This is a genomic window from Halorubrum sp. (genome assembly GCF_046498025.1).
GTDB lineage: Archaea > Halobacteriota > Halobacteria > Halobacteriales > Haloferacaceae > Halorubrum.
In genome coordinates this window covers 14431-38800 of the sequence record NZ_JAWOBM010000044.1, presented here as the reverse complement: position 1 = coordinate 38800, position 24370 = coordinate 14431, and the positions used below count along the sequence as shown (strand labels likewise).

General features: G+C 71.0%; 28 protein-coding genes and 1 tRNA gene. 16 read left to right on the top strand and 13 right to left on the bottom strand.

Features of this window, described 5'->3' with window-relative positions:
- Positions 1 to 69: 69 nt before the first annotated feature.
- Positions 70 to 1308: an NAD(P)/FAD-dependent oxidoreductase gene (locus R6U01_RS09715; protein WP_410286256.1), complete on the bottom strand. Its 1239-nt coding sequence runs from the start codon at positions 1306 to 1308 to the stop codon at positions 70 to 72.
- 74 nt (positions 1309 to 1382) lie between these two features.
- Positions 1383 to 1970, bottom strand: a complete 588-nt coding sequence (locus R6U01_RS09710; protein ID WP_410286255.1) for a DUF1684 domain-containing protein — start codon at positions 1968 to 1970, stop codon at positions 1383 to 1385.
- Between the two features lie 133 nt (positions 1971 to 2103).
- Here R6U01_RS09710 and R6U01_RS09705 point away from each other — a divergent pair, with 133 nt between their 5' ends.
- From R6U01_RS09705 to R6U01_RS09695, 3 genes are all read left to right on the top strand, one after another.
- Positions 2104 to 2700, top strand: coding sequence for a DUF6149 family protein (locus R6U01_RS09705; RefSeq protein ID WP_410286254.1), 597 nt, complete (start codon positions 2104 to 2106; stop codon positions 2698 to 2700).
- Between the two features lie 108 nt (positions 2701 to 2808).
- A complete protein-coding gene (locus R6U01_RS09700; RefSeq protein WP_410286253.1) occupies positions 2809 to 3849 on the top strand; it encodes an AI-2E family transporter in 1041 nt (346 codons plus the stop codon).
- Positions 3850 to 3899: 50 nt separating this feature from the next.
- Positions 3900 to 4430 carry a TspO/MBR family protein gene (locus R6U01_RS09695; protein WP_410286252.1) on the top strand — a complete coding sequence of 177 codons (531 nt, stop codon included), beginning with the start codon at positions 3900 to 3902 and terminating at the stop codon, positions 4428 to 4430.
- A gap of 9 nt (positions 4431 to 4439) precedes the next feature.
- Here the strand turns inward: R6U01_RS09695 and R6U01_RS09690 are convergent, their stop codons facing one another.
- Entirely contained in the window at positions 4440 to 5126 is a 687-nt protein-coding gene (locus R6U01_RS09690; RefSeq protein WP_410286251.1) for a GNAT family N-acetyltransferase, read from the bottom strand.
- A gap of 82 nt (positions 5127 to 5208) precedes the next feature.
- On the opposite strand from R6U01_RS09690, the gene R6U01_RS09685 reads away from it, so the two are divergent.
- Complete coding sequence (locus tag R6U01_RS09685) at positions 5209 to 5790, top strand: class I SAM-dependent methyltransferase (RefSeq protein WP_410286250.1); 582 nt, start codon at positions 5209 to 5211, stop codon at positions 5788 to 5790.
- 42 nt (positions 5791 to 5832) lie between these two features.
- Here R6U01_RS09685 and R6U01_RS09680 read toward each other — a convergent pair whose 3' ends face one another.
- Positions 5833 to 7245, bottom strand: a complete 1413-nt coding sequence (locus R6U01_RS09680; protein ID WP_410286249.1) for an ATP-binding protein — start codon at positions 7243 to 7245, stop codon at positions 5833 to 5835.
- Positions 7246 to 7383: 138 nt separating this feature from the next.
- Between R6U01_RS09680 and R6U01_RS09675 the strand changes: the two genes are divergently transcribed.
- From R6U01_RS09675 to R6U01_RS09645, 7 genes are all read left to right on the top strand, one after another.
- Positions 7384 to 7980 (top strand): NUDIX hydrolase, encoded by a 597-nt coding sequence (locus R6U01_RS09675; protein WP_410286248.1) that lies wholly within the window; start codon positions 7384 to 7386, stop codon positions 7978 to 7980.
- Between the two features lie 61 nt (positions 7981 to 8041).
- Positions 8042 to 8797 carry a DUF2064 domain-containing protein gene (locus R6U01_RS09670; protein WP_410286247.1) on the top strand — a complete coding sequence of 252 codons (756 nt, stop codon included), beginning with the start codon at positions 8042 to 8044 and terminating at the stop codon, positions 8795 to 8797.
- Between the two features lie 55 nt (positions 8798 to 8852).
- The gene (locus R6U01_RS09665) at positions 8853 to 9470 is read left to right on the top strand and encodes a hypothetical protein (RefSeq protein ID WP_410286246.1); all 618 of its coding nucleotides are present in this window, start codon (positions 8853 to 8855) and stop codon (positions 9468 to 9470) included.
- An 87-nt stretch (positions 9471 to 9557) separates the two neighbouring features.
- A tRNA-Ser gene (locus tag R6U01_RS09660) sits at positions 9558 to 9641 on the top strand.
- A gap of 372 nt (positions 9642 to 10013) precedes the next feature.
- Positions 10014 to 10613, top strand: a complete 600-nt coding sequence (gene sod, locus R6U01_RS09655) for a superoxide dismutase (RefSeq protein WP_410286268.1) — start codon at positions 10014 to 10016, stop codon at positions 10611 to 10613.
- Positions 10614 to 10763: 150 nt separating this feature from the next.
- Positions 10764 to 11090, top strand: a complete 327-nt coding sequence (locus R6U01_RS09650) for a DUF5827 family protein (RefSeq protein ID WP_410286245.1) — start codon at positions 10764 to 10766, stop codon at positions 11088 to 11090.
- The gene (locus tag R6U01_RS09645) at positions 11087 to 11998 is read left to right on the top strand and encodes an ATPase (protein WP_410286244.1); all 912 of its coding nucleotides are present in this window, start codon (positions 11087 to 11089) and stop codon (positions 11996 to 11998) included. The genes R6U01_RS09650 and R6U01_RS09645 overlap by 4 nt, the downstream gene beginning before the upstream one ends.
- Before the next feature lie 50 nt (positions 11999 to 12048).
- On the opposite strand, the gene R6U01_RS09640 is transcribed toward R6U01_RS09645, so the two are convergent.
- The 3 genes from R6U01_RS09640 to R6U01_RS09630 form a co-directional block, all read right to left on the bottom strand.
- On the bottom strand, positions 12049 to 12531 hold the full coding sequence (locus R6U01_RS09640) for a hypothetical protein (RefSeq protein WP_410286243.1): 483 nt from the start codon (positions 12529 to 12531) through the stop codon (positions 12049 to 12051).
- A 92-nt stretch (positions 12532 to 12623) separates the two neighbouring features.
- Complete coding sequence (locus R6U01_RS09635; RefSeq protein WP_410286242.1) at positions 12624 to 12974, bottom strand: 4a-hydroxytetrahydrobiopterin dehydratase; 351 nt, start codon at positions 12972 to 12974, stop codon at positions 12624 to 12626.
- 618 nt (positions 12975 to 13592) lie between these two features.
- The gene (locus R6U01_RS09630; RefSeq protein ID WP_410286241.1) at positions 13593 to 14039 is read right to left on the bottom strand and encodes a hypothetical protein; all 447 of its coding nucleotides are present in this window, start codon (positions 14037 to 14039) and stop codon (positions 13593 to 13595) included.
- Between the two features lie 83 nt (positions 14040 to 14122).
- Between R6U01_RS09630 and R6U01_RS09625 the strand changes: the two genes are divergently transcribed.
- The gene (locus R6U01_RS09625; RefSeq protein ID WP_410286240.1) at positions 14123 to 14950 is read left to right on the top strand and encodes a BtpA/SgcQ family protein; all 828 of its coding nucleotides are present in this window, start codon (positions 14123 to 14125) and stop codon (positions 14948 to 14950) included.
- Between the two features lie 18 nt (positions 14951 to 14968).
- On the opposite strand, the gene R6U01_RS09620 is transcribed toward R6U01_RS09625, so the two are convergent.
- From R6U01_RS09620 to R6U01_RS09605, 4 genes are all read right to left on the bottom strand, one after another.
- A complete protein-coding gene (locus R6U01_RS09620) occupies positions 14969 to 16015 on the bottom strand; it encodes a PfkB family carbohydrate kinase (RefSeq protein ID WP_410286239.1) in 1047 nt (348 codons plus the stop codon).
- Positions 16016 to 16072: 57 nt separating this feature from the next.
- Positions 16073 to 16585 carry a nucleoside deaminase gene (locus R6U01_RS09615; RefSeq protein ID WP_410286238.1) on the bottom strand — a complete coding sequence of 171 codons (513 nt, stop codon included), beginning with the start codon at positions 16583 to 16585 and terminating at the stop codon, positions 16073 to 16075.
- A 128-nt stretch (positions 16586 to 16713) separates the two neighbouring features.
- Positions 16714 to 17487 (bottom strand): hypothetical protein, encoded by a 774-nt coding sequence (locus R6U01_RS09610; protein ID WP_410286237.1) that lies wholly within the window; start codon positions 17485 to 17487, stop codon positions 16714 to 16716.
- A gap of 2 nt (positions 17488 to 17489) precedes the next feature.
- Positions 17490 to 17669: a zf-TFIIB domain-containing protein gene (locus R6U01_RS09605; RefSeq protein ID WP_410286236.1), complete on the bottom strand. Its 180-nt coding sequence runs from the start codon at positions 17667 to 17669 to the stop codon at positions 17490 to 17492.
- Positions 17670 to 17780: 111 nt separating this feature from the next.
- Between R6U01_RS09605 and R6U01_RS09600 the strand changes: the two genes are divergently transcribed.
- The gene (locus R6U01_RS09600; RefSeq protein WP_410286235.1) at positions 17781 to 18746 is read left to right on the top strand and encodes a permease; all 966 of its coding nucleotides are present in this window, start codon (positions 17781 to 17783) and stop codon (positions 18744 to 18746) included.
- Between the two features lie 55 nt (positions 18747 to 18801).
- Here the strand turns inward: R6U01_RS09600 and R6U01_RS09595 are convergent, their stop codons facing one another.
- Positions 18802 to 19335: a hypothetical protein gene (locus R6U01_RS09595; RefSeq protein WP_410286234.1), complete on the bottom strand. Its 534-nt coding sequence runs from the start codon at positions 19333 to 19335 to the stop codon at positions 18802 to 18804.
- A gap of 138 nt (positions 19336 to 19473) precedes the next feature.
- Between R6U01_RS09595 and R6U01_RS09590 the strand changes: the two genes are divergently transcribed.
- From R6U01_RS09590 to R6U01_RS09580, 3 genes are all read left to right on the top strand, one after another.
- Positions 19474 to 20415: a CehA/McbA family metallohydrolase gene (locus R6U01_RS09590; protein ID WP_410286233.1), complete on the top strand. Its 942-nt coding sequence runs from the start codon at positions 19474 to 19476 to the stop codon at positions 20413 to 20415.
- A gap of 98 nt (positions 20416 to 20513) precedes the next feature.
- Positions 20514 to 21752 carry a gephyrin-like molybdotransferase Glp gene (glp, locus tag R6U01_RS09585; protein ID WP_410286232.1) on the top strand — a complete coding sequence of 413 codons (1239 nt, stop codon included), beginning with the start codon at positions 20514 to 20516 and terminating at the stop codon, positions 21750 to 21752.
- Entirely contained in the window at positions 21749 to 23767 is a 2019-nt protein-coding gene (locus R6U01_RS09580) for a molybdopterin biosynthesis protein (RefSeq protein WP_410286231.1), read from the top strand. Before glp ends, R6U01_RS09580 begins: the two co-directional genes overlap by 4 nt.
- Here the strand turns inward: R6U01_RS09580 and R6U01_RS09575 are convergent.
- Positions 23737 to 24198, bottom strand: coding sequence for a PaaI family thioesterase (locus R6U01_RS09575; RefSeq protein WP_410286230.1), 462 nt, complete (start codon positions 24196 to 24198; stop codon positions 23737 to 23739). The two genes, R6U01_RS09580 and R6U01_RS09575, sit on opposite strands and share 31 nt — an antisense overlap.
- Positions 24199 to 24370 lie beyond the last annotated feature (172 nt).

Genomic DNA, 24370 nt, shown 5'->3' with positions numbered 1-24370 from the left:
TACGACTGACGGACGTGAAAAGCTACTGGCTTGCGCGCGGCGGATTCGGGGAACGGGACGGCGACGACGCTACTGTTCGGTCGTCGCGGCCAGGTCGTCGACGGAGAACCCGGGCTCCATGAGGAGGTCCGTCTGTTCGCTCACGTCGCGGCCCTCGCGCATGAGCTGTTTAAATGCAGACTGCGGCGAGAGGTCGCCGATGAGGACGCCGCCGACGACCTTGCCGTCCTTGAGGGCCACGCGGCGCCACTCGCCCTCTGCGGTGGTCGCCTCGACCGAGTCGTCGCCCAGCGTCGGGTGGCCGAACGAGAGGAACGGGAAGTCGAAGTGCGTGATCGAGTACGAGGAGACCCACTCGAACGGCTCGCTCCCGTACTCGATCATGTTGCGGGCGGCGATCGTTCCCTGCTCTTTCGCCGAGCCCCACGACCCGTTCTTCGCCCGCTCGCCGAGAACGAGGTCGTTGAAGGTGGTGATGTCGCCGGCCGCGAACACGTTGTCGACGTTGGTGCGCATGAACTCGTCGACGACGATGCCGTTCTCCGTCTCCAGCGGCGTGTCCTCGACGAGCTCGGTGTTGAAGTTCAGGCCGATGGCGACGCCGGCGAAGTCGCACTCGTAGCGCTCGCCGTTCGGGTCGACCGCGGCCTCGACGCGGCCCTCGTCGTCGACCTCGAAGTGATCGACGCCGGAGCCGAAGACGGGCTCGACGCCGCGCTCGCGCATCGCGTCGTGCATGATCTCCGCGCCCTCTTCCGAGAGCGCGTAGCGCCACCAGGTGTCGCCGCGCATCAGGTACTTCGCCTCGACGTCCTGCGCGCCGCAGATGGCCGCGAAGTCGATCCCGAGGAGGCCGGCCCCGACGATGACCGCCTTCTCGGCGCCCTCGACGCTCGCTTTGATCCGGCGGGCGTCCTGGAACGTCCAGAAGTGGTGGATCCCGTCCGCGTCGGCGTTCGCGACCGGCAGCTGCTGGGGGGTGCCGCCGATCGCGAGCAGCAGGGTGTCGTACTCGAACGTCTCGCCCTCGTGGGTGTGGACGGCGTCGTGTTCGATGTCGATGTCGACGACGACCGTGTTGAGCCGGAGGTCGACGTCGTGGTCGTCGTACCACCCCTCTTGGTGGATCGAGATCGGCGCCTCGGGGAGCTTCCCCTTGGCGTACTCTTTGATCAGGATCCGGTTGTAGAGGGACTCTCCCTCGTCGGTGAGAACCGTGATCTCGGCGTCAGGCGATTCCTCGCGGAGCGTCTCGGCCGCGGACGCACCCGCGATACCGTCCCCGATGATCACGTACGAATCGCTCATGTGCGGCCGTTCGGATTCGGGGTTAATGTGGGTTGCCATCCGCGTTGACAACCCTGATACTCGTGCGCTCGGGGTTATTCCCCTCCGTGATCGCCAGCACCGGCGGGGTCTGCGGGGAAGTCTCGCTCGCCGGCCTCGATCCGAGCGTCGAGCCAGTTCTCCGTGGGCGTCAGCGGACACTCGTAGGCGTGGTTGTACGCGCAGGTGGGGTTGTACGCGACGTTGAAATCGAGCGTCCACTCGCCGTCGACGCGGTCGCGATCGGGCGTGAGATCGAGGTACCGCCCCGCCCCGTACGTCTCCTCGCCGTTGGTCTCGTCGCGGAACGGTATCCAGAACCGGTCCGAGCCGTCAGTCGGACGGTACGCCTGCAGCGAGTGCGTGTCGCCGTCGAGCTCGAACCTGAACTCGCCCCACCTCCGGTACGTCTGCTCGCCGTCTGCGGTGGTTTCGACGGATATCGTCTCCTTCTCGTCGTGCTCGTGAAGCGGGAGCACGAACCGGTACGTCGGGTCGGGGTCGTAGTAGGAGAGCCCGTGGAACGCGTCGCCGCGCATCTCGATCGGCAACGGCGACCGCGCCGACTCCCGGAACTGTTCCTCCTTCGCGCGGCGCTCTCGTTCGATCCGTCGCGCCCAGTCGTCGGCATCGTTCGCGTTCATCCCACCGTAGTATTGTGTATACTACCCAATAACGGTTCCGTCGCGCGAAGCGACGGAGGATCGCCCTCTCGGCCGCGTCGGATCGGGGGACGAGACGCCACAGATTCAAGGCCGTCCCGGCCCTACGAGGCGTATGAAGATCCGGCAGAACATCCGCCACTGGGCCGCGAAAAAGGCGTTGACGACGCCGGTCGTCGGCGACGTCGCGAACGACAAACTGGTCGACCTCCACACGAGCATCTTCCTCAACAAGGCCGACGAGGAGCGGCGGGAGGAGCGGCGCGATCACCTCGACGACTTCTTCGACGCGACGATGGACGCGTACGTCGCGGCCTTGGAGGCCGGCTTCCCGGAGGCCGAGGCCCGCGAGATCACGCACGTCCAGGCCAACTTCGACTTCTTCAACCACGGCTGGACGGAGATGATGGAGATCCCGGCCGACGAGCTGGAGGAACACTACCGCCGCTACGAGGCGTTCTTCGCCGACCACGGGATCACGATCGACGACCCGCTGGGCGACTTCCGGCCGATCGAGGGCGTCGCCGACGCGCCGGAGACCCCGGAGCGACTGGAGACGCCCGAGTACGAGAACGCGCTCGCCGGCTTCGCCGACGACGTGTACGTCGAGACGGACGACGGCGAGACGGTCGTCGGCGGCGGGACCGAGGAGCCCGAGGACGTCGATCCGGCGGTCGCCCCAGGACTCGACGAGGACGAGGCGAGCGCGTAGCGAGGCGCAGCGAGCCCCGGCGAGGCGCAGCGAGTCCCGTAACGTCACTTCGGCTCCCCCGGACCGAGAGCCGACTACGTTTATACCTCGGCGGTGAGAGTGCCCGGCATGAACCGCGGTCAGTCGTTTCTCCTCCTCCTGATCGGCACGGTCGCGCTGTTGACGCTCTTTATCATCCTCCCGTTCGTCGAGTACGTCGTCGCGTCGGCGATCCTCGCGTACGTCCTCTATCCCTTCCACGTGCGACTCTCGAACGGGATCCAGGCGACGTTGGCGGGTCGCGTCCGGGGGTCGGTGTCGCGTCGCCTGAGCCGGATGCTGTCGGGCCTCTCGCTCGTCGTCGGGTCAATCGTCGCCGTCGTCATCCCGCTCGCGTACATCTCGTGGGTGTTCGTCCGTGACCTGACGGCGATCGCGCGGGGGAACACCGACATCGAGGTCGCGGCGATCGAGGCGCAGATCGCGTCGGTGACCGGCCTGTCGATCGAGGTCGGCGACTTCCTGACCACGGCCGGACAGGTCCTCGTCGACGTGCTGTTCGGCGGGGTGAGCGGGGTCGTCACCACGACGCTCCGCGTGTCCGTCGGGATCTCGCTGGCGCTGTTCCTCGTCTACTACACGCTGCTCGACGGGCCGGCGTTCGTGCGGTGGATCCGGTCGACGAGCCCGCTTCCCGCGGACGTGACGGCCGACCTCGTCGACCGCGTCGACGCGATGACCCGCGGCGTGGTGATCGGCCACATCGTCGTGGCGCTGCTCCAGGCGGTGGTCGCGGGCGTCGGCCTCTGGGCGGTCGGCATCCCCAACGTCGTCTTCTGGACGTTCGTCATGGCCGTGCTGGCGCTGCTGCCGCTGATCGGGGCGTTCTTCGTCTGGGGCCCGGCGGCGGCGTACCTCGTCGCCGTCGACCAGGTCACGGCCGGCGTGTTGCTCGCGCTGTACGGCGTGTTCGTCATCGCGCTGGTGGACAACTACGCCCGCCCCATCGTCATCGACCAGCAGGCGCACCTGAACCCGGCGGTGATCCTCCTCGGCGTGTTCGGCGGGATCTACTCGGTCGGGTTCACCGGCCTGTTCGTCGGCCCGATCGTCATCGGCGTGCTCGCGGCGACGCTGGAGACGTTCCGGGAGGACTACGACGAGATCTGAGCCGCGGAACGGCGGCGTACTTTAACCGCTCGAGCCGCGTACGGTACCCCATGGCAACCTCCGTTCGCGCTCGACTGCCGGACCGTCGAGACGCCCTCCTGTTCGTCGGCGCCGCGGTCGCCGTCAATCTGATCGGCGCGATCGGCGTCCCCTTCACCGCGACCGAGAGCGCGTGGTTCGCCGGGCTGGAACTCCCGTGGTACTACCCCCCGAGCTGGGCGTTCGGCGTCGTCTGGCCGGTCCTGTACGCGCTGCTCGGGATCGCCGCGGCCCTCGTCTACCGTCGCGGCCGGGACGCGGTCGGCGTCGCCGACGCGCCGGAAGTCGCGCGCGACGCCCGGACCGCGCTCGGGCTGTTCGTCGTCCAGCTCGGCCTCAACGTCGCGTGGTCGCCCGCCTTCTGGGGGCTCGAACGCGCCGACATCGGGCTCGCCGTGCTGATCGCGCTCGTGCCGCTCGTCGTCGCGACGATCGCCGCCTTCGACCGGGTCGACCGCCGGGCCGCGCTCCTGTTGGTCCCCTACCTCGCGTGGGTCTGTTTCGCGACCGCGCTCAACTACGGCATCTGGGCGCTGAACTGAGCCGGTCGTCTACCCGATCTCCCCACCCTCCCCGAGCCGGTCCGTGATGAACTCTCGCTCGCGGGAGTCGAGGTCGCGGTCGCCCTCGCGGAAGGCGCGGAGCCCGGCGCGGTACCGCTCTCCGGCCGGGTCGTCCTCCCCGTCCGAGGCGCCCCTCCCGTCCGGGTCGTCCTCCCCGTCTGGGGCGCCCTCCCCGTCTGGGCCGGTCCCCAGGGCTGGCTCGGCCGCCGGTCGCTCCAGCTCCAGTTCGGCGAGGCCGGTCCGCTCGCCGGTGTACCCGAAGCCGCATTTATAAAGCGCCGCGTAGGCGAACGGGTTGTTCACGGCGATCCGCACCCGGTCGTAGCCGTCGGCGGCCAAGTGCGAGACGGTCCGGTCGACGAGCCGCGGGCCGATCCCCTCGCCCCGGCGAGCGACGTGGACGGTGACGTAGCGGAGGCGGCAGCGGTTGGGATCGGTGCGGTCCGGCGAGAAGGAGACCGCGGCGACCACGTCGTCCTCGAACTCCTCGGCCGCGACCGTCTCCGGGAGCGGTTCGTCGGGCTCCCAGTCCGGGACCGCCGGCGAGCCGTCTCGCGTCCGGAGGACGGCCTTCCCCGGCGCCCCGACGACGAACTTGCCGGCGTAAGCGAACGCCCGGTAGTCGAGCCGCAGCGTCGCCCCGTCGCCCGGTTCGCCCACGACCGCGTACTCCATGGTTCCGGTACGTCCCGTCCACGTAAATGCGGAGCGGGGCGCCTGCGGGGTCATTTAAGTAGGCTCGCGGCCAGGAGCGACCATGTACGGCCTCGGCGACGTCGGCTTCTTCGACCGGATCGCACCCCTGTACGACCGCGTCATGCCGCCGGCGAACGGGGAGGTGTTGGCCGCGGGACTGGCCCACGCGACGCGACCGATCGACCGGTTGCTCGACGTCGGCGGCGGCTCCGGGCGGGCGGCCGCCGCGCTGACCGGTCCCGAGAAAACCGTCGTCGACGCCTCGGTCGGAATGCTCGGGCGCGCCCGCGAGGGTCGGGGACTCTCCGCCGTCGCCGGCGACGCGGGGCGGCTCCCGTTCCGGGACGGCGTGATCGACGCGGTGACGATCGTCGACGCGTTCCACCACCTGCCCGATCAGCAGGCCGCGGTCCGGGAGGCCGCGCGGGTGCTCGCGCCGGGCGGCGCGCTCGTGATCCGGGAGTTCGATCCCGACCACCCGCTGGGACGCGCGCTCGTCGCCGCCGAGCACGTGATCGGGATGGGGTCGCGATTCCAGCCGCCGCGGGGCCTCGCGGCCGGGCTCGACGACGCCGGGTTCGATCCCCGGATCGTCGACCGCGGCTTCGACTACACGGTGGTCGGTGTGAGGCGGGAGGAGTAGAGAGGGGACGAATCGGCTCGGACCGCGGGAGGGGAAGAGACGTCAGTCGTGCGAGTGGCTGTGCGCGCCGTGGTCGTGGGCCGCGTCCCCGTGCGACGGCTCGCCCTCGTGCGTGTGGTCCTGGTCGCCCGAGTTCGTCTCGCCGAGCACCTCGGCGCCCTCGCCGTCGATCATGTCCATGTTCTTGAGGTTGTCGCGCTCCTCGAAGTCCGCGACGGCCTCCATCACGTCCTCCTGCGTGATCGTCATCCGGTCCTCCGTGAGCGCGCCGAGGACGGCCTCGCGCAGCACCATCCGGAGGTCCGACCCCGTGAGCCCGCTCGTCCGGTCTGCGACCTCCTCGGGGTCGAAGTCGGCGATCTTCATCTCGCGGGTGACGACCCGGAGGATGTCCGCGCGCATGTCGCGGTCCGGCTTGGGGAAGTTGACGATCTCGTCGAAGCGGCGCCACGCGGCCGCGTCGAGCTGATCGGGGTGGTTCGTCGCGCCGATGAGGAGCACCTCGTCGCGCACGAGCGACACCTCGTCGATCGACTTGAGGAGGGTGTTGACCGCGCGCTTGAGCGCGGCGTGCTCGTCGGAGCGGCGGGTCTTCGCGACCGAGTCGAACTCGTCGATGAAGAGGATACACGGGGAGAGCCGCTTGGCGACTTCGAACGTCTTCTCGACGTTCTTGGCCGTCTCGCCGAGGTACTGGCTGGTGATCATCGACATCTTCACCTCGACGAGCGGAATGCCCAGCTCGTGGGCGAGCGCCCGCGAGACGGTGGTTTTGCCGGTTCCCGGCGGACCGACGAACAGCAGCTTCCCGATCTCGCGGAGCCCGATGCTCGCGAGGTACTCGCGGTGTTCGATCGCCTTCACGATCTTCTGGATCTCGCCCTCCTGGTCGCCGGTGAGCACGAGGTCGGCGAGCGTCGTCTCGATCTCTTCCGGGGCCCGCACGTTGACCAGATCGAGCATCTCGCCGTCCTCGTCCTCGTCGAAGTACTCCTCTAACAGGGCGTCGATCCAGACGCGGTCGGCCTGAATCGGTCGTACGTTGTCGCGCGCCTCCTCGTGGGTCACGGGGGCGTCGAGGTCTTCGGCGAGCTCGAGCGCGGCGACGATCGTCGGATTCCGGGCGATCCGGTCGGCGTCGGCGCGGTCGCGGTACCACTCTAGCGCCATCGCGGGCTGCGTCAGGGAGATCTCGCCCGAGAACTCGGTGCGCTGGGTAAAGAGGAGGTCCGAGACGACCTCCCAGGGTCGCTCGACGCCGGTGGCGGTCCGAGTCGTCTCGCTCGTCGCCTTCAGCGGTCGCTCGACGCCGCCGGGCGCGTCCTCGGCGGCGGCGTCCGACCAAAATACCTGACGGAAACGAGGGAGGAGATCGTTCTCGTCGAGGTCGCGGTTCTCCGTGTAGAGGTGCGTCGTCAACACGAACTCGACGACGTCGAGCGCCGGGTCACTCATCCGCGCGAAGTAGCCGCGGCACGCGGTTAAGCGCGTCGAACTGCGTCTGTCGAACTGCGCCCGCCGGCGGGCGCGGTCGGGTCCGACCCGCTCCGGCGTATCGAACGCTTATTAGCCCTGGTGATCGACGTATCTGCCATGAGCTCAGAGGACGCGACCGCCGCCGGAGAGCCCGCTAGCGGGGGAGACGCCGACGCGGACCACGAGAACGCGCTTCAGGACGTGATCGCCGTCGATCCCGACGACAATGCACAGGAGACGGTGAACCGGCTCGACGCCCACACCGGCGACGGGATCCGCCACCGGGCGTTCACCTGCCTCGTCTACGACGCCCAGGGCCGGATCCTCCTGGCCCAGCGCGCGCCGACGAAGCGGCTGTGGGACGGCCACTGGGACGGCACGGTCGCCTCTCACCCGGTCGAGGGGCAGACGCAAGAGGACGCGACCGCACAGCGCCTCGAGGAGGAGCTGGGGATCACGCCGGACCAGTACGGCGACCTCCGGGTGACGGACAAGTTCGAGTACAAGCGGTACTACCCCAACGAGGGCGTCGAGTGGGAGGTCTGCTCGGTGCTGAAGGTCACCCTCGACGACACCTCGCTCGACCCCGACGAGGCGGAGATCGGCGGCATGCTGTGGGTCGACTACGAGCACCTCCACGAGAACCCGGCGCTGTACCGCCAGCTTCGCCTGTGCCCGTGGTTCGAGATCGCGATGCGGCGCGACTTCTCCTGAGCGGCCGATCGGTTTCGTCCCGAAACGGCGAGTTGAAGGCGCGCGGGCGACTCGTTCGAGTATGACCGTCGTCGTCGTCATGGCGCAGCCGCCCCGCGAGGGGCTCGTCGCGACCGGAATCGCGGAGTCGACGCCCCTCTCGACCGCCGAGGCCGCCGACCTGTACGAGGCGCTGTTCCGCGACGCCGTCCTCGCGGTCGACCGCTCCGGCGGCGATCTCCTCGTCAACTACCCGGTCGACGACGACCTCCCTCCGGAACACCGCACCGACGCGAGCCCCGAGGCCGAACTCCGCACGCTCGTCGCCGACACTCTCGGGGGCACCGAGGACGCCCGCTTCGAGCGACAGGTCGGGTCCTCCTTCGGCGCGCGCGCGGGCAACACCGTCACGCACCTGCTCCGCGAGGAGGGCGCCGACTCGGTCGCGGTCGTCACCCCGCAGGCGCCGCTGCTCTCGCGTACCGTGATCGACTCGGCGGCGATGAAGCTCCGGACGAACGAGGTCGTGCTCGGCCCCTCCACCCGCGGGCGCACGTACTACGCCGGCTTCACCGCGCCGATCGACTTCGACGGGGCGTTCGAGGACCCGAGCCTGCCGACGCTGGCGGCGCGCGGCCGCGACGCCGACCTCGACGTGGAGTTCGTGGAGTCCTCGCCGTCGATGGTCGACGGCGACGACTTGCTCGACGCAGTTCCGCTGTTGCGCGCCCGGTTCTCGGCCCAGCGCGTCGTCCCCGATTACACCGCCGCCTTCGTCCACGAACACGGGCTGGACGTGGTCGTCGAGGACGGAGACGCGCGGGTCGTGCGAGACTGAAACGACCGTTTGTCCCACTGGAAGGTATATCGCGGTTCCGAGCCTCACGCCGGGTATGAGACGACGATCCGCGCTTCGCGCCGTCGCCGCGTCCCTGGGCGGTCTCGCCGGCTGCGTCGATCGATTCCCCACCGGTCCCGCCGACGGCGACACTGCGAGCGTCGCCGGCTCGTTCGACGGCGATACCGACCGTCCCGAGTGCGAGGTTGAGAGCGAGACGGTCGAGGTCACGGTCGGCGACGAGACGCGTGAGGAGGAGACTGCGGCGACGGTCCCGTACCCGGACCCACCGACCGCGTTCACCGAGCGCGACGTCGTCGAGTGGGTCCCGTCGTTCGAGGGGGCGTATCTCAGCCACGACGTGCTCTGTGAGCGGAGCGGTTCAGGTCGTATTCTGCGGGTCGACTACCGCACCGATCGGACCGACGTCCTCGACGGCTCCGGCGACGTGACCGTCGTCTACCTGCGGTACGCCGGCGGTGCCACCGCGGGCGTGGACGACGGGGGGATGTGGGAGGCCGATATCGGCTTCACCGCGGTCTCGTACGCGGTCGACGAGACGGGTGCGGCGCGGGTCGAGTTCGATCGTCCGCTCGAACCCGGTCACGAGGAGTTCGAATCGGAACGCCGCGACCCGATCGAGGAGGGAACGCTCGTCGCCGCGTTCGACTGATCGGAGGCCGGCGCGGGCCGCGTTCCTCAGACCGAGTGCGGTCGACACCGACACCACTTAGTCCAACCATACCGAGCGTCAAGACGTGGTGGGATGGCAGAGCGGCCTATTGCGCCGGTCTTGAAAACCGGTAGCCTCACGGCTTCCTGGGTTCGAATCCCAGTCCCACCGTAAGCGCGCGGCGCACACCGCGCCGCGCGCGTTTCGTGCGGTGATTCGAATCAGAGAGCGACCGATAGGGAGCGACCGTGGTTCGAATCCCAGTCCCATCGTAAGGGCGCGGCGCACACCGCGCCGGAGGCGGTTCCTTGCCGGGATTCGCGTCGTATCCCCGTCCTCTGAGAAACCATTTTCAGTTACATCCAATCGCGCGACGGCGGCGACCCCGTGAGTCGTTCGGCGTCGCCGTTTCGGCCCGAACCGCAGCGCTCTCGTTCTCGATCGGGACCGCCCGGTAACACTCGTGTCAGGTGTCGTGTGGTATCACACACCGCATTATCTTTAACAGGTTTCCGGTACATGTTCATGACAGGTGATACAACGATGAGCTACGAACTCGATCCGCTTCCGTACGACTACGACGCGCTGGAACCGCACATCTCCGAGCAGGTGCTCGAATGGCACCACGACACCCACCATCAGGGGTACGTGAACGGCTGGAACTCGGCCGAAGAGACGCTCGAAGCCAACCGCGAGGAGCACGACTTCTCCTCGTCCGCGGGCGCGATTCGGAACGTGACCCACAACTCGTCCGGTCACATCCTCCACGACCTGTTCTGGCAGAACATGTCCCCCGAGGGCGGCGACGAGCCCGAGGGCGCGCTCGCCGACCGGATCGAGGAGGACTTCGGGTCCTACGAGGCCTGGAAGGGCGAGTTCGAGGCGGCCGGCGGCAACGCCTCCGGCTGGGCGCTGCTCGTCTACGACACGTTCTCGAACCAGCTCCGCAACGTCGTGGTCGACAAGCACGACCAGGGCGCGATCTGGGGCGGTCACCCGATCCTCGCGATGGACGTCTGGGAGCACTCCTACTACCACGACTACGGTCCGGCTCGCGGCGAGTTCATGGACAACTTCTTCGAGGTCGTCGACTGGGAGGAGCCGTCCGCCCGCTACGAGCAGGCTGTCGAGCTCTTCGAGTAACGTTCCACGCCGGACGCGCTCCGAGACGCGCGTCGAATCCCGACGTTTTTTCGACCCGCCGCGCGCCGAGAGCCGCGAGGCCGCGCTTCCTGACCCGCGACCGCCGGCCGTATCGGCAGCGTTTACGGAGCCGACGCCGTACCGCCGGCCATGCCCGAACCGAAGTCGACGTTCGACGCGACCTACCCGTGCGAGTTCTACGAGCCGGCGGAGCTGTTCGAGCCGGACCTGCTGTACACGATCCCCGAGATTGCCCGCCTCCTGCAGGGATTGGAGCCGGACGCGCGGGTCGACCCCGACACCGAAGCGGTCCTGATCGACTGGGCGATCCCCTGGGTGATGACCCACGCCGAGGACATCGTCATCGCGGAGCCGCTGGAGGAGGACGGTCCCGGCTACTACGGGGTCGCCGAGCACGCGGTCGACGAGGACGTCGAGGAATGCGACGGCGACGACGCGAGCGACGGGGACGCGTGATCGGGGACGAAGCCGAGGGCGACCCGCCGGTCCTGCTCGTCGCGGGCGGCGACCGCGTCGACGCCGGCAAGACGACGTTCTCGACAGGTCTGACCGCGAGCCTCGCCGAGCGGGCCGACGACGCGGTCGGCGTCAAGCCCCGCGCCGGAAACGACCACTGGTTCGACCACGACGACTACCGGATCGCGAGCGACGCGGGGCGGCTCTACGGGAAGGACGCGCGGCGGCTCGCGGCCGCGAGCACGCGACCGCTCGCCGCGATCGGCGAGGGGCGCCGCCCAGAGGCGGTCGCGCCCGAGTCGGTCAACCCCCTCCACCGGCTCTGGCGGCCGACACCCGGGCGGACCGGAATGCTCGGCGACACGGATCGGACGTTCCTCTGCGACCGCGTCACCGGCGCGGACGGCACTCGGTTCGTCGTCAACGGCGCGGCCGAGGACGCGGGGCTCCTGCCCGACGACCTCGCCGAGCGGCTCCCGCTCGCGGACGCGACCCGCGTGGACGACGTGGCGACGTTCAACGACGTGATGGCCGCCGACTACCTCCCGGCGTTCGATCGCCTCGCGGAGCGGATCGCGGCGACGGCGGTCCCCGTGGTCGTCGAGTCGTACGCGGACGTGGCCGGACCGCTCTCGCCGGACGGTCCGGTGACGCCCGACGCGGTCGCCGTCGTCGACCCCGGCCGAGCGCGGATCTACGCCGGGGACAGGTACGCGAGGGCTCGCGCGGTCGCCTCGGGGAGCCCCCGCGAAGGCGCGATGGAGGAGCACACGGAGACGGTGACCGACATGATCGAGCCGGTCGCGACGGTCGGCCTGCCGGCGCTCGGCGGCGACGTGCGCGGCGATCCGGAGCGGGTCGCAGCGCGCTACGAGCCGGCGTACGAGGCGCTGTTCGAGGCGGTCTGAGGACGGACGACGGGAGGGAATGCTTCGCGGCTGTTTAAAAGGCGGCGCGCTCAGGCGTTCCGCTTCGTGTAGTGCTCGATCGCGGACTCGATGGAGGAGAGGTCGGCGTTCACCCGCGAGTCGGCGACGCGCATGAAGCCGGGGGTGTAGGAGGCGGAGTAGTCGAAGATGGCGTTGACCGCGCGCTTCGGGGCGGAGGCGTCCGCGAAGTCGGTGACCGTGTACACGCGGGTCGTCGGGAACGCGGTCCAGAACGTGCTGGAGACCCAGCGGTCCTCGTCCTCGAAGGTCGTCCCGACGCGGCCGGTCGCGAGGTACTCGCCGTCGTGGTAGAACAGCAGGAGGTCGCCCTCCTCCATCTTCTCGAACGTGGAGCCGTTGCCGCTGTCGTCGTCGACTGCCCACAGGCGGGCCTCGTCGAGGTCCGCGAGCTGGTCCGGCCGGTCGTCGTACTCGGTGAGGTCGACAGCGGACCGGACCGTTCGATCGAAGTTCTCCGGGTCGATCGGGACCAGGAAGACGTTCGCGCTCATTGGCCGTACTTCCGTCGGGAGGGTTTTAAACCCGTTCGTTGGCGCGCCGGCTCGGCGAGACGGTGAACGGCCGCGCTCCGGCGAACGGAGACTCAGTCGTCGCCGTATCCCTCGTAGATGCGGTCCATGCGCGCGGCCATCACGAAGTCGGACTCGTGGAGCCCGCCGATGTCGTGGCTCCACATCTCGACGCCGACCTCGCCCCACGAGAGCCGGAGGTCCGGGTGGTGCCACTCCTCTTCGGCGAGCTCGCCGACGTCGTTGGTGAACGCCAGGGCGGCCGCGAAGTCGTCGAACTCGTAGGTCGCCTCCAGGTGGTGGTCGTCGACGACCGTCCACTCGTCACCGAGCTCTGCGAGGTACTCGGCGTACTCGTCGTCGGTCAGCGGCTCGGTTCCCTCCTCCGCGTGTTCGACCGGCTCGTCCGCGAGCGATGATGGCATGGCTCACCGTTGGGCGACGAGCGGCTTGTACTTTCGGTGAACTATCGAGATGCGTGGAGGTCGAGGGCGTCGATTCGGCGAATTCCGTCGAGACCGCGATCGCATATTTATAAATCGCGACCGCTGCAGTCGCAGCGAACGTCTCCGACGCCCCAGCCGCTCGGCGATACGTGAACGGTGATCCAGCAGAGGACACCTCCACAGTCCCTGCCGCCCAGCGTTACTTGGATACCTACGGAGCGACGGTGAACACCTCTAAAGCCCCAGCCGCTCGGCTGTACCTCATTGTTTATAAACGACCGATCGACACGAACACCCACAAAGCCCCAGCCGCGAGGGCGGCGCAGGCTCGCTGCGCGCCTCAGTCGCTCGCTTCGCTCACTCCTTGCGGTGCTTCCGTCGCCTGCGCCGCCCTCGCAGCTGCCGCTTTGAGTCCCGCCCAGTACGGCACCGCGACCGCACCTCACGCCTCCCCAGCCTCGTCGGTCGCCCTCGCTTCGCTCGGCGACCGACTCCCTCACGCGTGCTGTCTCGCGCCCTGACGGGCGCTCGCAGGCACGCGCCGCGGCGCGTCGTGTTTATAAATCGTCGGCGCGGCAGCCCGAGTTCGGACGCGACTCACCCCAGCCGGTCGCTCACCGCGCGCCGGAGGCGCCCGAGGAGGCCGGGGTCGTCGGCGGACCCGGGCTCGGCGAGCGCCCAGTCGGCCCGCTCGGCCGCCTCGCGGATCGACCGGTACTCGAAGCCGACGTGGGTCGCGACGCGCCGGTCGGACGCGGAGGTCCCCACGAACACGTGTCGAGGGGTGTCGGCCTCGGCGTAGATGTCGCCGAGCGTCCCCCACTTGTCCCAGTTGCGGAGCGCGTAGTCGTTCTCGACGCCGTGCTCGCGCACGAACCGCTCGACCGCGTCGGCGTCGTTGGCGACGACCCCGACGTACCGACTCCACCGGCGGGCCTCGGCGAACGCCGCTTCGGGGTCGGCGAGCCGCCGGGCCGTGCCGAGCGAGAGGACGAGCGTCAGCTCGCCGCTCCGACTCGCGGGGTCGTCGACGTCGAGGCTCATGGTCCTTCGGTCGCCCCTTCGACCGCTGCCGACTAAACCGTGTGGGGACGCTTATGAGGGGCGCGGGCGTCGCGGGCGATGACATGGAGTTCGAGGCCACCTTCGGCACGGACGCGCCGGTGATCGGCATGGTACACCTCCCGCCCCTCCCCGGCGCGCCGAAGGCGTCGGCGGACGGCGCCCGCGCGATGCGGGACGCGCTCGACGCTGCCGCGGCCGACGCCCGCGCCCTCGACAGCGGCGGCGTCGACGGGATCATGATCGAGAACTTCGGCGACGCCCCCTTCTACCCCGACGACGCGCCGAAACACGTCGTCGCGGCGGTCACGCGCGCCGCGACCGCGGTCGCGGCCGAGACGGACCTGCCGCTCGGGGTCAACGTCCTCCGGAACGACGCCGAGGCCGCGCTGAGCGTCGCGGCCGCGGTCGGCGCCGACTACGTCCGGGTGAACGTCCACACCGGCGCCCGCGTCACGGACCAGGGGATCGTACAGGGGCGGGCGCACGAGACGCTCCGACTGCGAGACGCGCTCGGCGTCGACGTCGGCGTCTTCGCCGACACCGACGTGAAACACTCCGCGCCGCTCTCCGCGGAGGGGTACACCGCGGAGTCGTTCGCCGACACCGCCGAGCGCGGGCTCGCCGACGCCGTGATCGCCTCCGGTCGGGGGACCGGCGAGGCGACCGACCCGGAGGCGCTGGAGGCGGTCGTCGCCGAGCGCGAAGCGCACGGGCTCGACACGCCGGTGCTCGTCGGGAGCGGAGTCGACGCCGAGACGGTCGACGGCGCGTTGTCGGTCGCCGACGGCGTCATCGTCGGCACGGCGCTCAAGGAGGGCGGCGAGACCACCGCCCCGGTCGACCCCGAGCGGGTCGCCGAGCTCGTCGCGCGGGCGGAGGAGGCCCGGTAAGCTCGCCTCACGCGCGAATCACTCCCGCTCGCTGAGGAACCGCTCGACGGCCTCCCGAGTCGGAAGCCCGCCCTGGGCCGACCGCTCCGTGCAGTTTATCGCGGCGACAGCGGCCGCGAAGCGTGCGCCTTCGGCGATGTCCTCGGATCCTGTGGCGTCGACCCCGGCGCCGGTTCCGACTCCGCCGCCCTCTCCCGCGAGCCACTGATCGATCAGTCCGGCGACGAAGGCGTCGCCGGCGCCCGTCGCGTCGACCACGTCGACGTCGAACGCCTCGAAGCGCCGGGAGTCGCCGTCGGCGAGGACCGTCACCCCGTCGGCGCCGTGCGTGAGGACCGCGCGCGGCCAGCCGTCGGTCGCGTCGCGGGAGCCGCCGCTCCCGTCACCCCGGGCCGCGTCGGCTCGCGCCCGCTGCGCGGCCGCGATCCGCTCGATCGCGGCCGTCGATCCGCCGAAGTAGGCCGCGGCGGCGACGTCGCCGGCGACCAACAGGTCGGCGGCGTGAAGGAAGCGGTGGACCGTCGCCGGTTCGGTCCCGCGGCCGACCATCTCCTCGACCGGCCCGGAGAGGTCGAAGACGAGGGCGGGCGGGTCGGCCGTCGCCGCGACGAGGGCGAGAAGGCGGCGCGAGACGGCGTCGGGCGTGTAACCGGTGACGAAGACGACGTCGGCCGCGACGATCGCCTCGCGGTCGGCCGAGTCGAGCCGGAGCTCGCGGAAGCTCTCGCCCGTCGTGACGATCGCGCGCTCGCCGTCGGGCGCGCTGAGGACGACGGAGCGGGTCGACGGGTCGTCGCCGACCGACACGCGCGAGGCGTCCACATCGGTCTCGGCGAGGTACTCGCGGGCGCGGCGGCCGTACTCGTCGTCGCCGACGCGGCTGACGAGGCGCACGTCGCGCCCGAGGCGGTCGAGCGCGACGGAGACGTTCGCGCCCACTCCGCCGAACGCGGTCGTCACCTCGCTCGCGAACGCGCCGCCGTCCGGCTCGGGGAGGTTACTGACGGCGTACCACTCGTCGATCGCCGCGGCGCCGACCACGACGATAGAGGTGACGCCGCTCATCGCGAGGACCGTCTCCGACCGGTCCGCACGCTACGGCGCCTTCGACCGGCTCGCACGCTACGGCTCCTCCGTGGGCCCGTCTCCGTAGAACGACTCGTGGAGCGCCATCGCGGCCTCGGTCGCGACCGGCCCCTCGACGACCGCCTCGCCGTCCGCGCGGCGGATCACCTCCTCGCAGGGGATGGTGACGACACCGCCGGTGAGCTCGTCGAGCGTCTCGCCGGAGACGCCGAAGACGACCCGGTGTATCCCGGCGTAGTGGATCGCGGTCGCGCACATCGGACAGGGCTCGGTGCTGGCGTACATGGTGCAGCGCGCCCGCTCGTCGGCGTCGAGCTCCCGGCCGGCCCACCGCGCGAGCGTCAGCTCCGGGTGCGCCGCGAGGTCGTCGTTCGACCGCGTCTCGTTACGCCCCTCTCTGACGATCTCGTCGTCGACGACGATGAGCGCCCCGAACGGGGTGTTCCCCATCTCCACCGACTCCTCGGCCAGCTCGATCGCGCGGTCGACGAGCTCGCGGTCGGTCACGTCGCCGTCGGCGTTCCCGTCGCCCTCGTTCGGTTCGGTCATACGAGGGTGTTCGCCCCCGGGCACCTAACGTTTCGTGAGAGGGACGCTCCCCCCAATCACCGGGCGTCGCCGCCCCGCTTTCGCCGCCGACCCGCGCGCGATCTCAGCGGGAGGCTCGGAGGTGCGCGTCAGTAGTTCTTAAACAGCAGCGCGCGCACGTCGTCTTTGGTGCGCGCCGTCTCGACGGCGCCGTCGGGCAGGTCGACCTCGTACCGGGCGTCGCCGTCCGCCTCGCGCCACTTGTCGTCGTGCGTGTCGAGGAGGCTCATCATCGCGTCGAGCTGGCTGGCGCCGGCGTCGTCGGCCTGCGGCTCGGGCTCGGCAGCCGGCTCCTCCTCGGCACCGCCGGCCGCGTCGTCCGGCTCGTCGCGGTCGACGCCGGCCGCGGCGTCCGGCTCGTCGCGGTCGTCGCCGTCATCGAGGTCGACGTCGACCCACGAGAACGGGTCCGTCGCCAGCGACTCGGCCGCGTCGAGGATCGCGTCGATCGTCTCCCCCTTCGTCATGTCGCTACGGCCGGTCACGTCGAACGCGGCCGCGATGTCGTACAGGTCCATCTCCGCCGCGGCGTCCGGGTCGCTGTGCCGCCGCGGGCGAGATTCCAGCCGCTCGCGGGCGCGGTCGCGGTCGAACTGCCCCCCGACGCGGTCGCCAGCGGCGGGCGCGTGGTCGGGAGCGGCGTCTTTGGCCCCGGGCCCCCGCTCTCCGTGGTCGTCGTCGACGAGCGCGGCCGGGTCCGCAGTGCGGTCGGGGTCCTCGACGGCGTCCGCCAGGTCGAGGAGGTACGCGAGCGCGTCCCCGGTGTCGACGGACGCGTACGGACCGGCGTGGGCCGCCGTCAGTTCCTCGCGGAGCGCCTCGATACGGTCGCGGTGGTCGTCGGTGATCTCGATGGTCGGCATGGTCAGTCGTGTTGCTCCTGGAAGCGCGCGAACGCCTCCTCCCAGCTCTCGACGAGCCGCGGCTCGCCCGAGTGGTCGGCCTCGACGCCGGCGTAGCCGCAGTCGTCGCAGGCGACCGCCGTCGCCCCGCCGAGCGCGAACGTGGACAGGGTCGTCCCGCAGCGAGGGCACTCGAGTGACACGGGCAATCGCCTGAAGGGTGGACGCGGACCCTCAAAAACGCAGGGGGTGACCCGGGCGGTGTCCGACTCCCGTGGGGTAACAATCATTAGAGTCGGCGGAGACCGTCCCCTATGAGCGAGTCGAACGCGGAGAACCGCCTGCTGGGGTACTACCGGCGCTACGTCGGCGACCCGGACCGGACGATCGACGTCTACGCGGGGTTCGGACTCTTCTCCGCCGGGATCGGGCTCGGACTGATCGGCGTCGTCGTCTTCCTCTACAGCGCGACGCTCCCGTCCGAGGCGCTGTCGACGTACGCGGTCCGCGAGGTCGCCGCCGTCGCCGCCGCGGTCGGCCTGCCGGCCCTCCTCCTCGGCGTCGTCGTCCTCCTGCCGGTCGACCGGCGGATGCTGTACCTCGCCGGCGTCGGCGCCGCGATCACCATCGTCGCGGTCGGGCTGTTCACCTGGGCGTACCCGTACAACTGGAACGTCCCCGACTCGGCGGACCACAGCGCGCAGGTCGTCGCGGTGTACACCCTCGGGCTCGTCGCCGTCATCGCCGCGACCGGCGGCGCGCTGGTCGCCCACCGCGTCGAGCGCGCGACGGGCGTCGCGGCCGGAGGAGGCGCGGCCGGGGGCGGCGCGGCGGGGGACGGCGCGGCGGGAGGCGGATCCGGTGCGGGCGGTGGCGGAGTCGACGGGGCCGCGGGCGGTGACGGTGAGACGGTGACCGACGCTCAGGTCCGGGCCGACATCGAGCGCGAGCTGGAGGACGCGGAGCTGACGTGGGGCGGCGTCGAGCGCACCGAGACCCGCCGGCTGGAGCTCGACACGAGCGCGGTCGACGACGTCGACGTCGACCGCGAGAAGCTCGCCGGCTCCGCCACGGAGACGCGGACGACGTCCGGCACGGTCAACGACGCGGTCTCGGAGCTGAAGGGCCTGCAGGGCGGCGAGACGAAGACCGCGAGCGGCTCGGGGACCGACGACCAGGCCGCGAAGCTCCGCGAGCTGCGGGAACAACAACGGCAGCAGGCCGAGGCGGCCGACGAGGAAGGGTCGGTCGTCGACAGGATCAAGGGGCTGTTCGGCTGAGCGCGCCGGGACTCGTTGCCGGCGGCTGCGTGGCGGCGAGTCCGCAGTAGGCGCGTTACCGGACGCGGGACACGAGGTCCTCGTACCAGTCGCGTATCGCGTGTGAGACCCGGCGACGGCGACGCGACTTGTCATCGACCTCCATTCCGTGGCGCTCGAGCCAGCGCCGCATCTCCTCGCTCCCGGCCTCCCGATCGATACCGACCTGTCGCAGGTGTTTGATCGGGTGTCGCAGCCAGTTGTACTCCTCGTGCGCGAACACGTCGACGTACTCCGGCGAGTGGGCGATGAGGATGACGTGGATCTGTCTGTCGGCCAGCGGGGCCCGCTGATACGTCCAGCTCCCGTCGGGCTCCGATCCGACCGGCGGCTGGTGATACCACGCCAGCGGGTCCCACTCGAAGCCGTGTTCCCGGAGCGTCTCCGTGAACTCGTCGAGCGGCCGCCGGACGGTGCCGACGTATTCGGTGTCTCGGAGCCGGTACTCGGGCTGTCCGACCCGCTGTGCGAGTCGGGTGATCCAGGGGCCGAGCCGCTGTCTCACGAGGTAGGGAACGTCGGGTTGAAGCGTCTCGTTGATCGTCCGCATCCGCGATCGTTGGACGTCCAGCGGGTCAAAGGTATTGCCACCCGGGAGAAGCGGGCGTCGCCGCATCGGGGTGAGCCGAGCCGGGGCCCCTCGACCGTCCTTCGCGCCTTTAACTATCCCCCGTCACGTAGCCCGGACGTGTCTCGCGTCACCGTCAGCATTGACCCCCACGTCCACTCGGACGAGAGCTACGACGGCCACGAGCCGGTGGAGCTGATTCTGGAACACGCCGCGGAGATCGGTCTCGACGCGGTCGTGATCACCGACCACGACGTGATCGGCGAGTCGAAGCGGGCGGCGGAGCTGGCCCCTGAGTACGGCCTGATCGGGATCCCCGGCGTCGAGGTGTCGACCGCGCACGGCCACCTCCTCGCGGTCGGCGTCGAGCGGATGCCGCCGCGCCGCCGCCCGTACGACGAGACGATCGCGTGGATCCACGAGCACGGTGGGGTGGCGATCGTCCCGCACCCGTTCCAGCGCTCGCGTCACGGCGTCCGACAGCGGAACATCCCCGTGCCGAACCCGGACGACAACGCCATCCCCGTCGCCGACGGAGCGCTCGACCCGTCGGGCGCCGTCACTGCCGACGAGCGTGCCGAGGCCGACGGGATCGGCGAGGCGGCGGAGACCGGCGTGATCGACGAGGTCGACGCCGTCGAAACGTTCAACGCGTGGCTGTTCACGGGGTACCGGAACCGTCGCGCGCGGCGCTTCGCGGCGACGTACGACTACCCCGGCGTGGCCGCGAGCGACGCACACCGATTGAACTACGTCGGTCGGGCCTTCACCGAGGTGGCGATCGAGGGGCGCGACTCGGTCGCCGACGTCACCGCCGCCGACGTCCTCGACGCGATTCGCGCGGGGACGACCACGGTCGACGGCCGCCGCGCGCCGATCCGGATGGCGGCGAAACACTACGTCGGAGCCGCCGGCCGCAAGTCCGCGTACTACGCCCGAACCGGCGCGGTTCGAAGCGCGACCGCGGCGCGACGGGGAGTCGTCGAGACGGTCTCCGCCGCCCGCGTCGCCGCGATCCAGGGGACGCACCGCGCCGCGCGGGTCCTCTCGTGGATCACCTGAGGCGGGTCGCGACGGCGGCGGGACCAACTGCGGGCGCGCCCCGACCGGGACCTCCCCGGGGAACGGGGTTTTTGCACGCGGGCCCGAAACGACCCAGTATGAGCCACGACAGACGCGAGGCCGGCTTCAAGCGGCGGACCCGCGTCGCGGAGGCGCGAGCGACGCTGCTCGACGCGGCGGCCCCTCACGGCCGGACCGAGTCGGCCCCGCTCGCCGACGCCGACGGACGGGTCGTCGCCGAGCCGATCGACGCGCCGGCCCCGGTCCCGAGCTACGACCGGGCGGCGATGGACGGGTACGCGGTCCGCGCGGAGGACACTTTCGGCGCGTCCGACCGCTCGCCGGCGGTGCTCCGCGCGGCCGACACCGAGGCCGAGTCGATTTCCCACGGAGAGGCCGCGCGGGTCCACACGGGGAGCGCGGTCCCCGCCGGTGCCGACGCGGTCGTCATGATCGAGCAGGTGGAAGCGGTCGGCGACGAGGTGGAGGCGTTCGACGCCGTCGCGACCGGCGAGAACGTCGGCGAGGCCGGCGAGGACGTCGCCGACGGTCAGCGCCTCTTCGAGGCGGGTCACGTCCTCCGCCCCTCCGACCTCGGTCTCCTGAAGTCGGTCGGACTCGACGCGGTCCCCGTCTGCGAGCCGCCGACCGTCGCCGTGATCCCGACGGGCGAGGAGCTGGTCCAGTCCGATCCCGACCCCGGCGAGGTGATCGAGACGAACGGCCTGACCGTCTCGCGACTGGTCGAGCGCTGGGGCGGCGAGGCGCGCTACCGCGACGTCGTCACCGACGACGAGGACGCGCTCGCGGCCGCGGTCGAGGCCGATCTCGACGCCGACGTGGTCGTCACCACCGGCGGGTCCTCCGTGGGAGAGCGCGACCTGATCCCCGAGGTCGTCGACGGCCTCGGCGAGGTGCTCGTCCACGGCGTCGCCCTCAAGCCGGGCCACCCGGTCTGTCTCGGCGTCGCCGACGACACCCCGATCGTCTCGCTGCCAGGCTATCCGGTGGCCTGTATCGTCAACGCCGTCCAGTTCCTCAGACCCGTCCAGAAGCACGTGGGGGGGACGACCGCGGACCCGTTCCCGACCCGGCGCGCGGTCCTCGACCGGAAGATCGCGAGCGAGCCCGGGACGCGGACGTTCGCGCGGGTGGCCGTGGCGGATACGGACGAGGACGGATCCGCGCTTCCCGCCGCGACGCCGACTCGCGCGAGCGGCTCCGGCATCTTATCGAGCGTCGCGCTCGCGGACGGCTGGGTCGTGGTTCCGGAACCGCGGGAGGGGATCGACGCGGGCGAGGTCGTCGACGTCGAGATCTGGGAGGAGAACCCATGAGCGACCGCAAGGAGTTCCGCGACCTCGCGACGCCCGAGGCCGCCCACGCGGCCATCGACTCGCTCGACCTCTCGCCGGCGCCGGAGACGGTCCCGCTGGAGGACGCCCGCGGCCGCGTCCTCGCGGAGCGGATCGACGCCGAGATCGACGTGCCGGGCTTCGACCGGGCGTCGATGGACGGGTACGCGGTCCGCGCCCGCGACACCTTCGGCGCCGACGAGGCCGACCCGGCGGAGCTCGAACTCGTCGGCGCGGTCCACGCCGGTGCGACGCCCGAGGTGACCGTCGCGCCGGGGGCCTGCGCGGAGATCTCCACGGGCGCCGTGATGCCCGAGGGCGCCGACGCAGTGGTGATGGTGGAGCGGACGGACGAGCTTGACGCGGAAGAGGACGACGGAGAGGGAGCGGAAGAAGAGCGAGGGGAAGACGATCCCGACCGGATCGCGGTCCGGACCGCGGTCGCGCCGGGCGACCACGTGATGAGCGCGGGGGCGGACATCGCCGCGGGCGCCCGCGCGCTCGGGCCGGGGACCCGGCTGACGCCCCGCGAAATCGGACTGCTCTCCGCGCTCGGCGTCGACGAAGTGCCGGTCGAGGGGAGACCGCTGGTCGGGATCGTCTCGACCGGCGACGAGCTGGTCCGCCCCGGGGAGGCGCTCGACCCCTCGCGCGGGGAGATATACGACGTGAACTCGACGACGATCGCCGCCGGCGTCGAGGAGGCGGGCGGCGAGCCGGTCCTCTACCCGCACGCCGGCGACGACTACGAGGAGATGGAGCGCCTGCTCCGGCGCGCGGCCGACGAGTGCGACCTCGTGCTCTCGTCGGGGTCGACCTCGGCGAGCGCCGTCGACGTCATCTACCGCGTGATCGAGGAGCGCGGCGAGCTGCTGCTCCACGGCGTCGCCGTCAAGCCCGGCAAGCCGATGCTCGTGGGGCGCCTCGACCGGCGCGGGAGCGAGGGCGCAAGCGATGAGTCCGCCGGCACCGCCGGCGCCCGAACCGGCGAGTCCGCCTACGTCGGCCTCCCCGGCTACCCCGTGTCGGCGCTCACGATCTTCCGGACGTTCGTCGCCCCCGCGATCCGCGAAGCGGCCGGCCAGCCCGAGCCGGCGACGGCGACAGTCGAGGGGCGAATGGCGGTCGGCGAACGCTACGGCGAGGGCCGCATGCGGCTGATGCCCGTCGGACTGCTGGATCTGGCCGACGGCGATCTCCCCCTCGTCTACCCGGTCGACAAGGGGTCGGGGGCGACCACGAGCCTCGTGGAGGCCGACGGGGTCGTCGCCGTCGACCCGGACACGGAGTACCTCGATCGGGACGAGCGCGTCGCGGTGCAGCTGTTCTCCCCGGACGTGCGTCCCCCGAGCCTGCTCGGCGTCGGCGAGGACGACCCGGCGCTCAACCGGCTGCTCGACCGCTTGAAGAACCCGCGGTACCTGCCGGTCGGCTCTCGCGAGGGCCTCCGCCGGCTGCGCGACGGCGTCCCGGACGTGGCGGTCGTCGCGGGACCGACCGACCGGGAGGTCGAGACGGTCGATCTCGGCGGCTGGACGCGCGAGTGGGGCCTCGTCGTCCCCGCCGGCAACCCGGCCGACGTGACGGGGCTCGACGCGCTCGTCGAGCGCGACCTGCGGTTCGTCAACCGGCCGACCGACTCCGGCCTCCGGCGGAGCCTCGACGACGCGCTCGCCGCGCTCGCCGACGAGCGATCGGTACCGCGGGGCGAGGTCACCGAGCGGATCGCGGGCTACGGGCTGACCGTGCGGGCGTTCGAGAGCCCGGCGCGGAAGGTCATCACCGGCGACGCGGACGTCGGGCTCGGGCTCCGCGAGACGGCGGACCGGCTCGACTGCGGCTTCGTGTCGCTCGGCGAGCAGTCGGTCGTCGTGCGCGCGGCGCCGGACCGAGCCGACCGCGACGCGGTGAGAGAGCTCGCGGCCGCGCTCGACGACCCCGCCGATCTCCTCGACGGCCTCGCCGGCTACTCGCGGAACAGCCGGAACGAGCCCTGACCGACGACGACCTCCGCGGTGTCGCCGTTGGTGCTGCTGGTGACGCGCATGTCGCTGACGCCGATTGAGCCGCCGGACCTGACGACCGTCGCCTCCGCCCGGAGGTCGCCGGTCGCCGGACGGAGGTAGCTCGCGTTGAGGTTCACCGTCGCGACCCCGCCGGCGAGCGGGTCCTCGAACGCGGTGCGTTGGACGACCCCGCCGGCGGTGTCGATCAGGGTCGCGGCCACGCCGCCGTGGATGGTGCCGCCGTCGCTGTTCGTCAGCTTGTCGTCGAACGGGATCGAGAGGACGACCCGCCCGCGCTCGACGACGTCGACCGACGTGTTCAGCCACGAGAGGTAGCCGTGCTCCTCCTCGATGCGTCGCTCGACGAGCGCGACCGCCTCCGCGGAGAGCGGGTCCAGATCCGCGACGTCCGTCCGGTTCATACCATCCCCTCGCGAGCCGCCCGCTTGTAGCCCCCGAAACGGGAAACAACCGGTGCGATGTTGGCGACGCCGACGGCGGGCCGGCGTCCGGCGACGCCGCGACCGGTCCGACCGGTTATCACCGATACCGAGCCAGCCCTCCCGTGACCTGACGCGTCGCCCGCGGCGGCCG

Excerpts from the sequence above, each read along its gene's own strand:
- R6U01_RS09715 (WP_410286256.1), bottom strand. The coding sequence starts at position 1,308 with ATGAGCGATTCGTACGTGATCATCGGGGACGGTATCGCGGGTGCGTCC.
- R6U01_RS09710 (WP_410286255.1), bottom strand. The coding sequence starts at position 1,970 with ATGAACGCGAACGATGCCGACGACTGGGCGCGACGGATCGAACGAGAG.
- R6U01_RS09705 (WP_410286254.1), top strand. The coding sequence starts at position 2,104 with ATGAAGATCCGGCAGAACATCCGCCACTGGGCCGCGAAAAAGGCGTTG.
- R6U01_RS09700 (WP_410286253.1), top strand. The coding sequence starts at position 2,809 with ATGAACCGCGGTCAGTCGTTTCTCCTCCTCCTGATCGGCACGGTCGCG.
- R6U01_RS09695 (WP_410286252.1), top strand. The coding sequence starts at position 3,900 with ATGGCAACCTCCGTTCGCGCTCGACTGCCGGACCGTCGAGACGCCCTC.
- R6U01_RS09690 (WP_410286251.1), bottom strand. The coding sequence starts at position 5,126 with ATGGAGTACGCGGTCGTGGGCGAACCGGGCGACGGGGCGACGCTGCGG.
- R6U01_RS09685 (WP_410286250.1), top strand. The coding sequence starts at position 5,209 with ATGTACGGCCTCGGCGACGTCGGCTTCTTCGACCGGATCGCACCCCTG.
- R6U01_RS09680 (WP_410286249.1), bottom strand. The coding sequence starts at position 7,245 with ATGAGTGACCCGGCGCTCGACGTCGTCGAGTTCGTGTTGACGACGCAC.
- R6U01_RS09675 (WP_410286248.1), top strand. The coding sequence starts at position 7,384 with ATGAGCTCAGAGGACGCGACCGCCGCCGGAGAGCCCGCTAGCGGGGGA.
- R6U01_RS09670 (WP_410286247.1), top strand. The coding sequence starts at position 8,042 with ATGACCGTCGTCGTCGTCATGGCGCAGCCGCCCCGCGAGGGGCTCGTC.
- R6U01_RS09665 (WP_410286246.1), top strand. The coding sequence starts at position 8,853 with ATGAGACGACGATCCGCGCTTCGCGCCGTCGCCGCGTCCCTGGGCGGT.
- sod (WP_410286268.1), top strand. The coding sequence starts at position 10,014 with ATGAGCTACGAACTCGATCCGCTTCCGTACGACTACGACGCGCTGGAA.
- R6U01_RS09650 (WP_410286245.1), top strand. The coding sequence starts at position 10,764 with ATGCCCGAACCGAAGTCGACGTTCGACGCGACCTACCCGTGCGAGTTC.
- R6U01_RS09640 (WP_410286243.1), bottom strand. The coding sequence starts at position 12,531 with ATGAGCGCGAACGTCTTCCTGGTCCCGATCGACCCGGAGAACTTCGAT.
- R6U01_RS09635 (WP_410286242.1), bottom strand. The coding sequence starts at position 12,974 with ATGCCATCATCGCTCGCGGACGAGCCGGTCGAACACGCGGAGGAGGGA.
- R6U01_RS09630 (WP_410286241.1), bottom strand. The coding sequence starts at position 14,039 with ATGAGCCTCGACGTCGACGACCCCGCGAGTCGGAGCGGCGAGCTGACG.
- R6U01_RS09625 (WP_410286240.1), top strand. The coding sequence starts at position 14,123 with ATGGAGTTCGAGGCCACCTTCGGCACGGACGCGCCGGTGATCGGCATG.
- R6U01_RS09620 (WP_410286239.1), bottom strand. The coding sequence starts at position 16,015 with ATGAGCGGCGTCACCTCTATCGTCGTGGTCGGCGCCGCGGCGATCGAC.
- R6U01_RS09615 (WP_410286238.1), bottom strand. The coding sequence starts at position 16,585 with ATGACCGAACCGAACGAGGGCGACGGGAACGCCGACGGCGACGTGACC.
- R6U01_RS09610 (WP_410286237.1), bottom strand. The coding sequence starts at position 17,487 with ATGCCGACCATCGAGATCACCGACGACCACCGCGACCGTATCGAGGCG.
- R6U01_RS09600 (WP_410286235.1), top strand. The coding sequence starts at position 17,781 with ATGAGCGAGTCGAACGCGGAGAACCGCCTGCTGGGGTACTACCGGCGC.
- R6U01_RS09595 (WP_410286234.1), bottom strand. The coding sequence starts at position 19,335 with ATGCGGACGATCAACGAGACGCTTCAACCCGACGTTCCCTACCTCGTG.
- glp (WP_410286232.1), top strand. The coding sequence starts at position 20,514 with ATGAGCCACGACAGACGCGAGGCCGGCTTCAAGCGGCGGACCCGCGTC.
- R6U01_RS09580 (WP_410286231.1), top strand. The coding sequence starts at position 21,749 with ATGAGCGACCGCAAGGAGTTCCGCGACCTCGCGACGCCCGAGGCCGCC.
- R6U01_RS09575 (WP_410286230.1), bottom strand. The coding sequence starts at position 24,198 with ATGAACCGGACGGACGTCGCGGATCTGGACCCGCTCTCCGCGGAGGCG.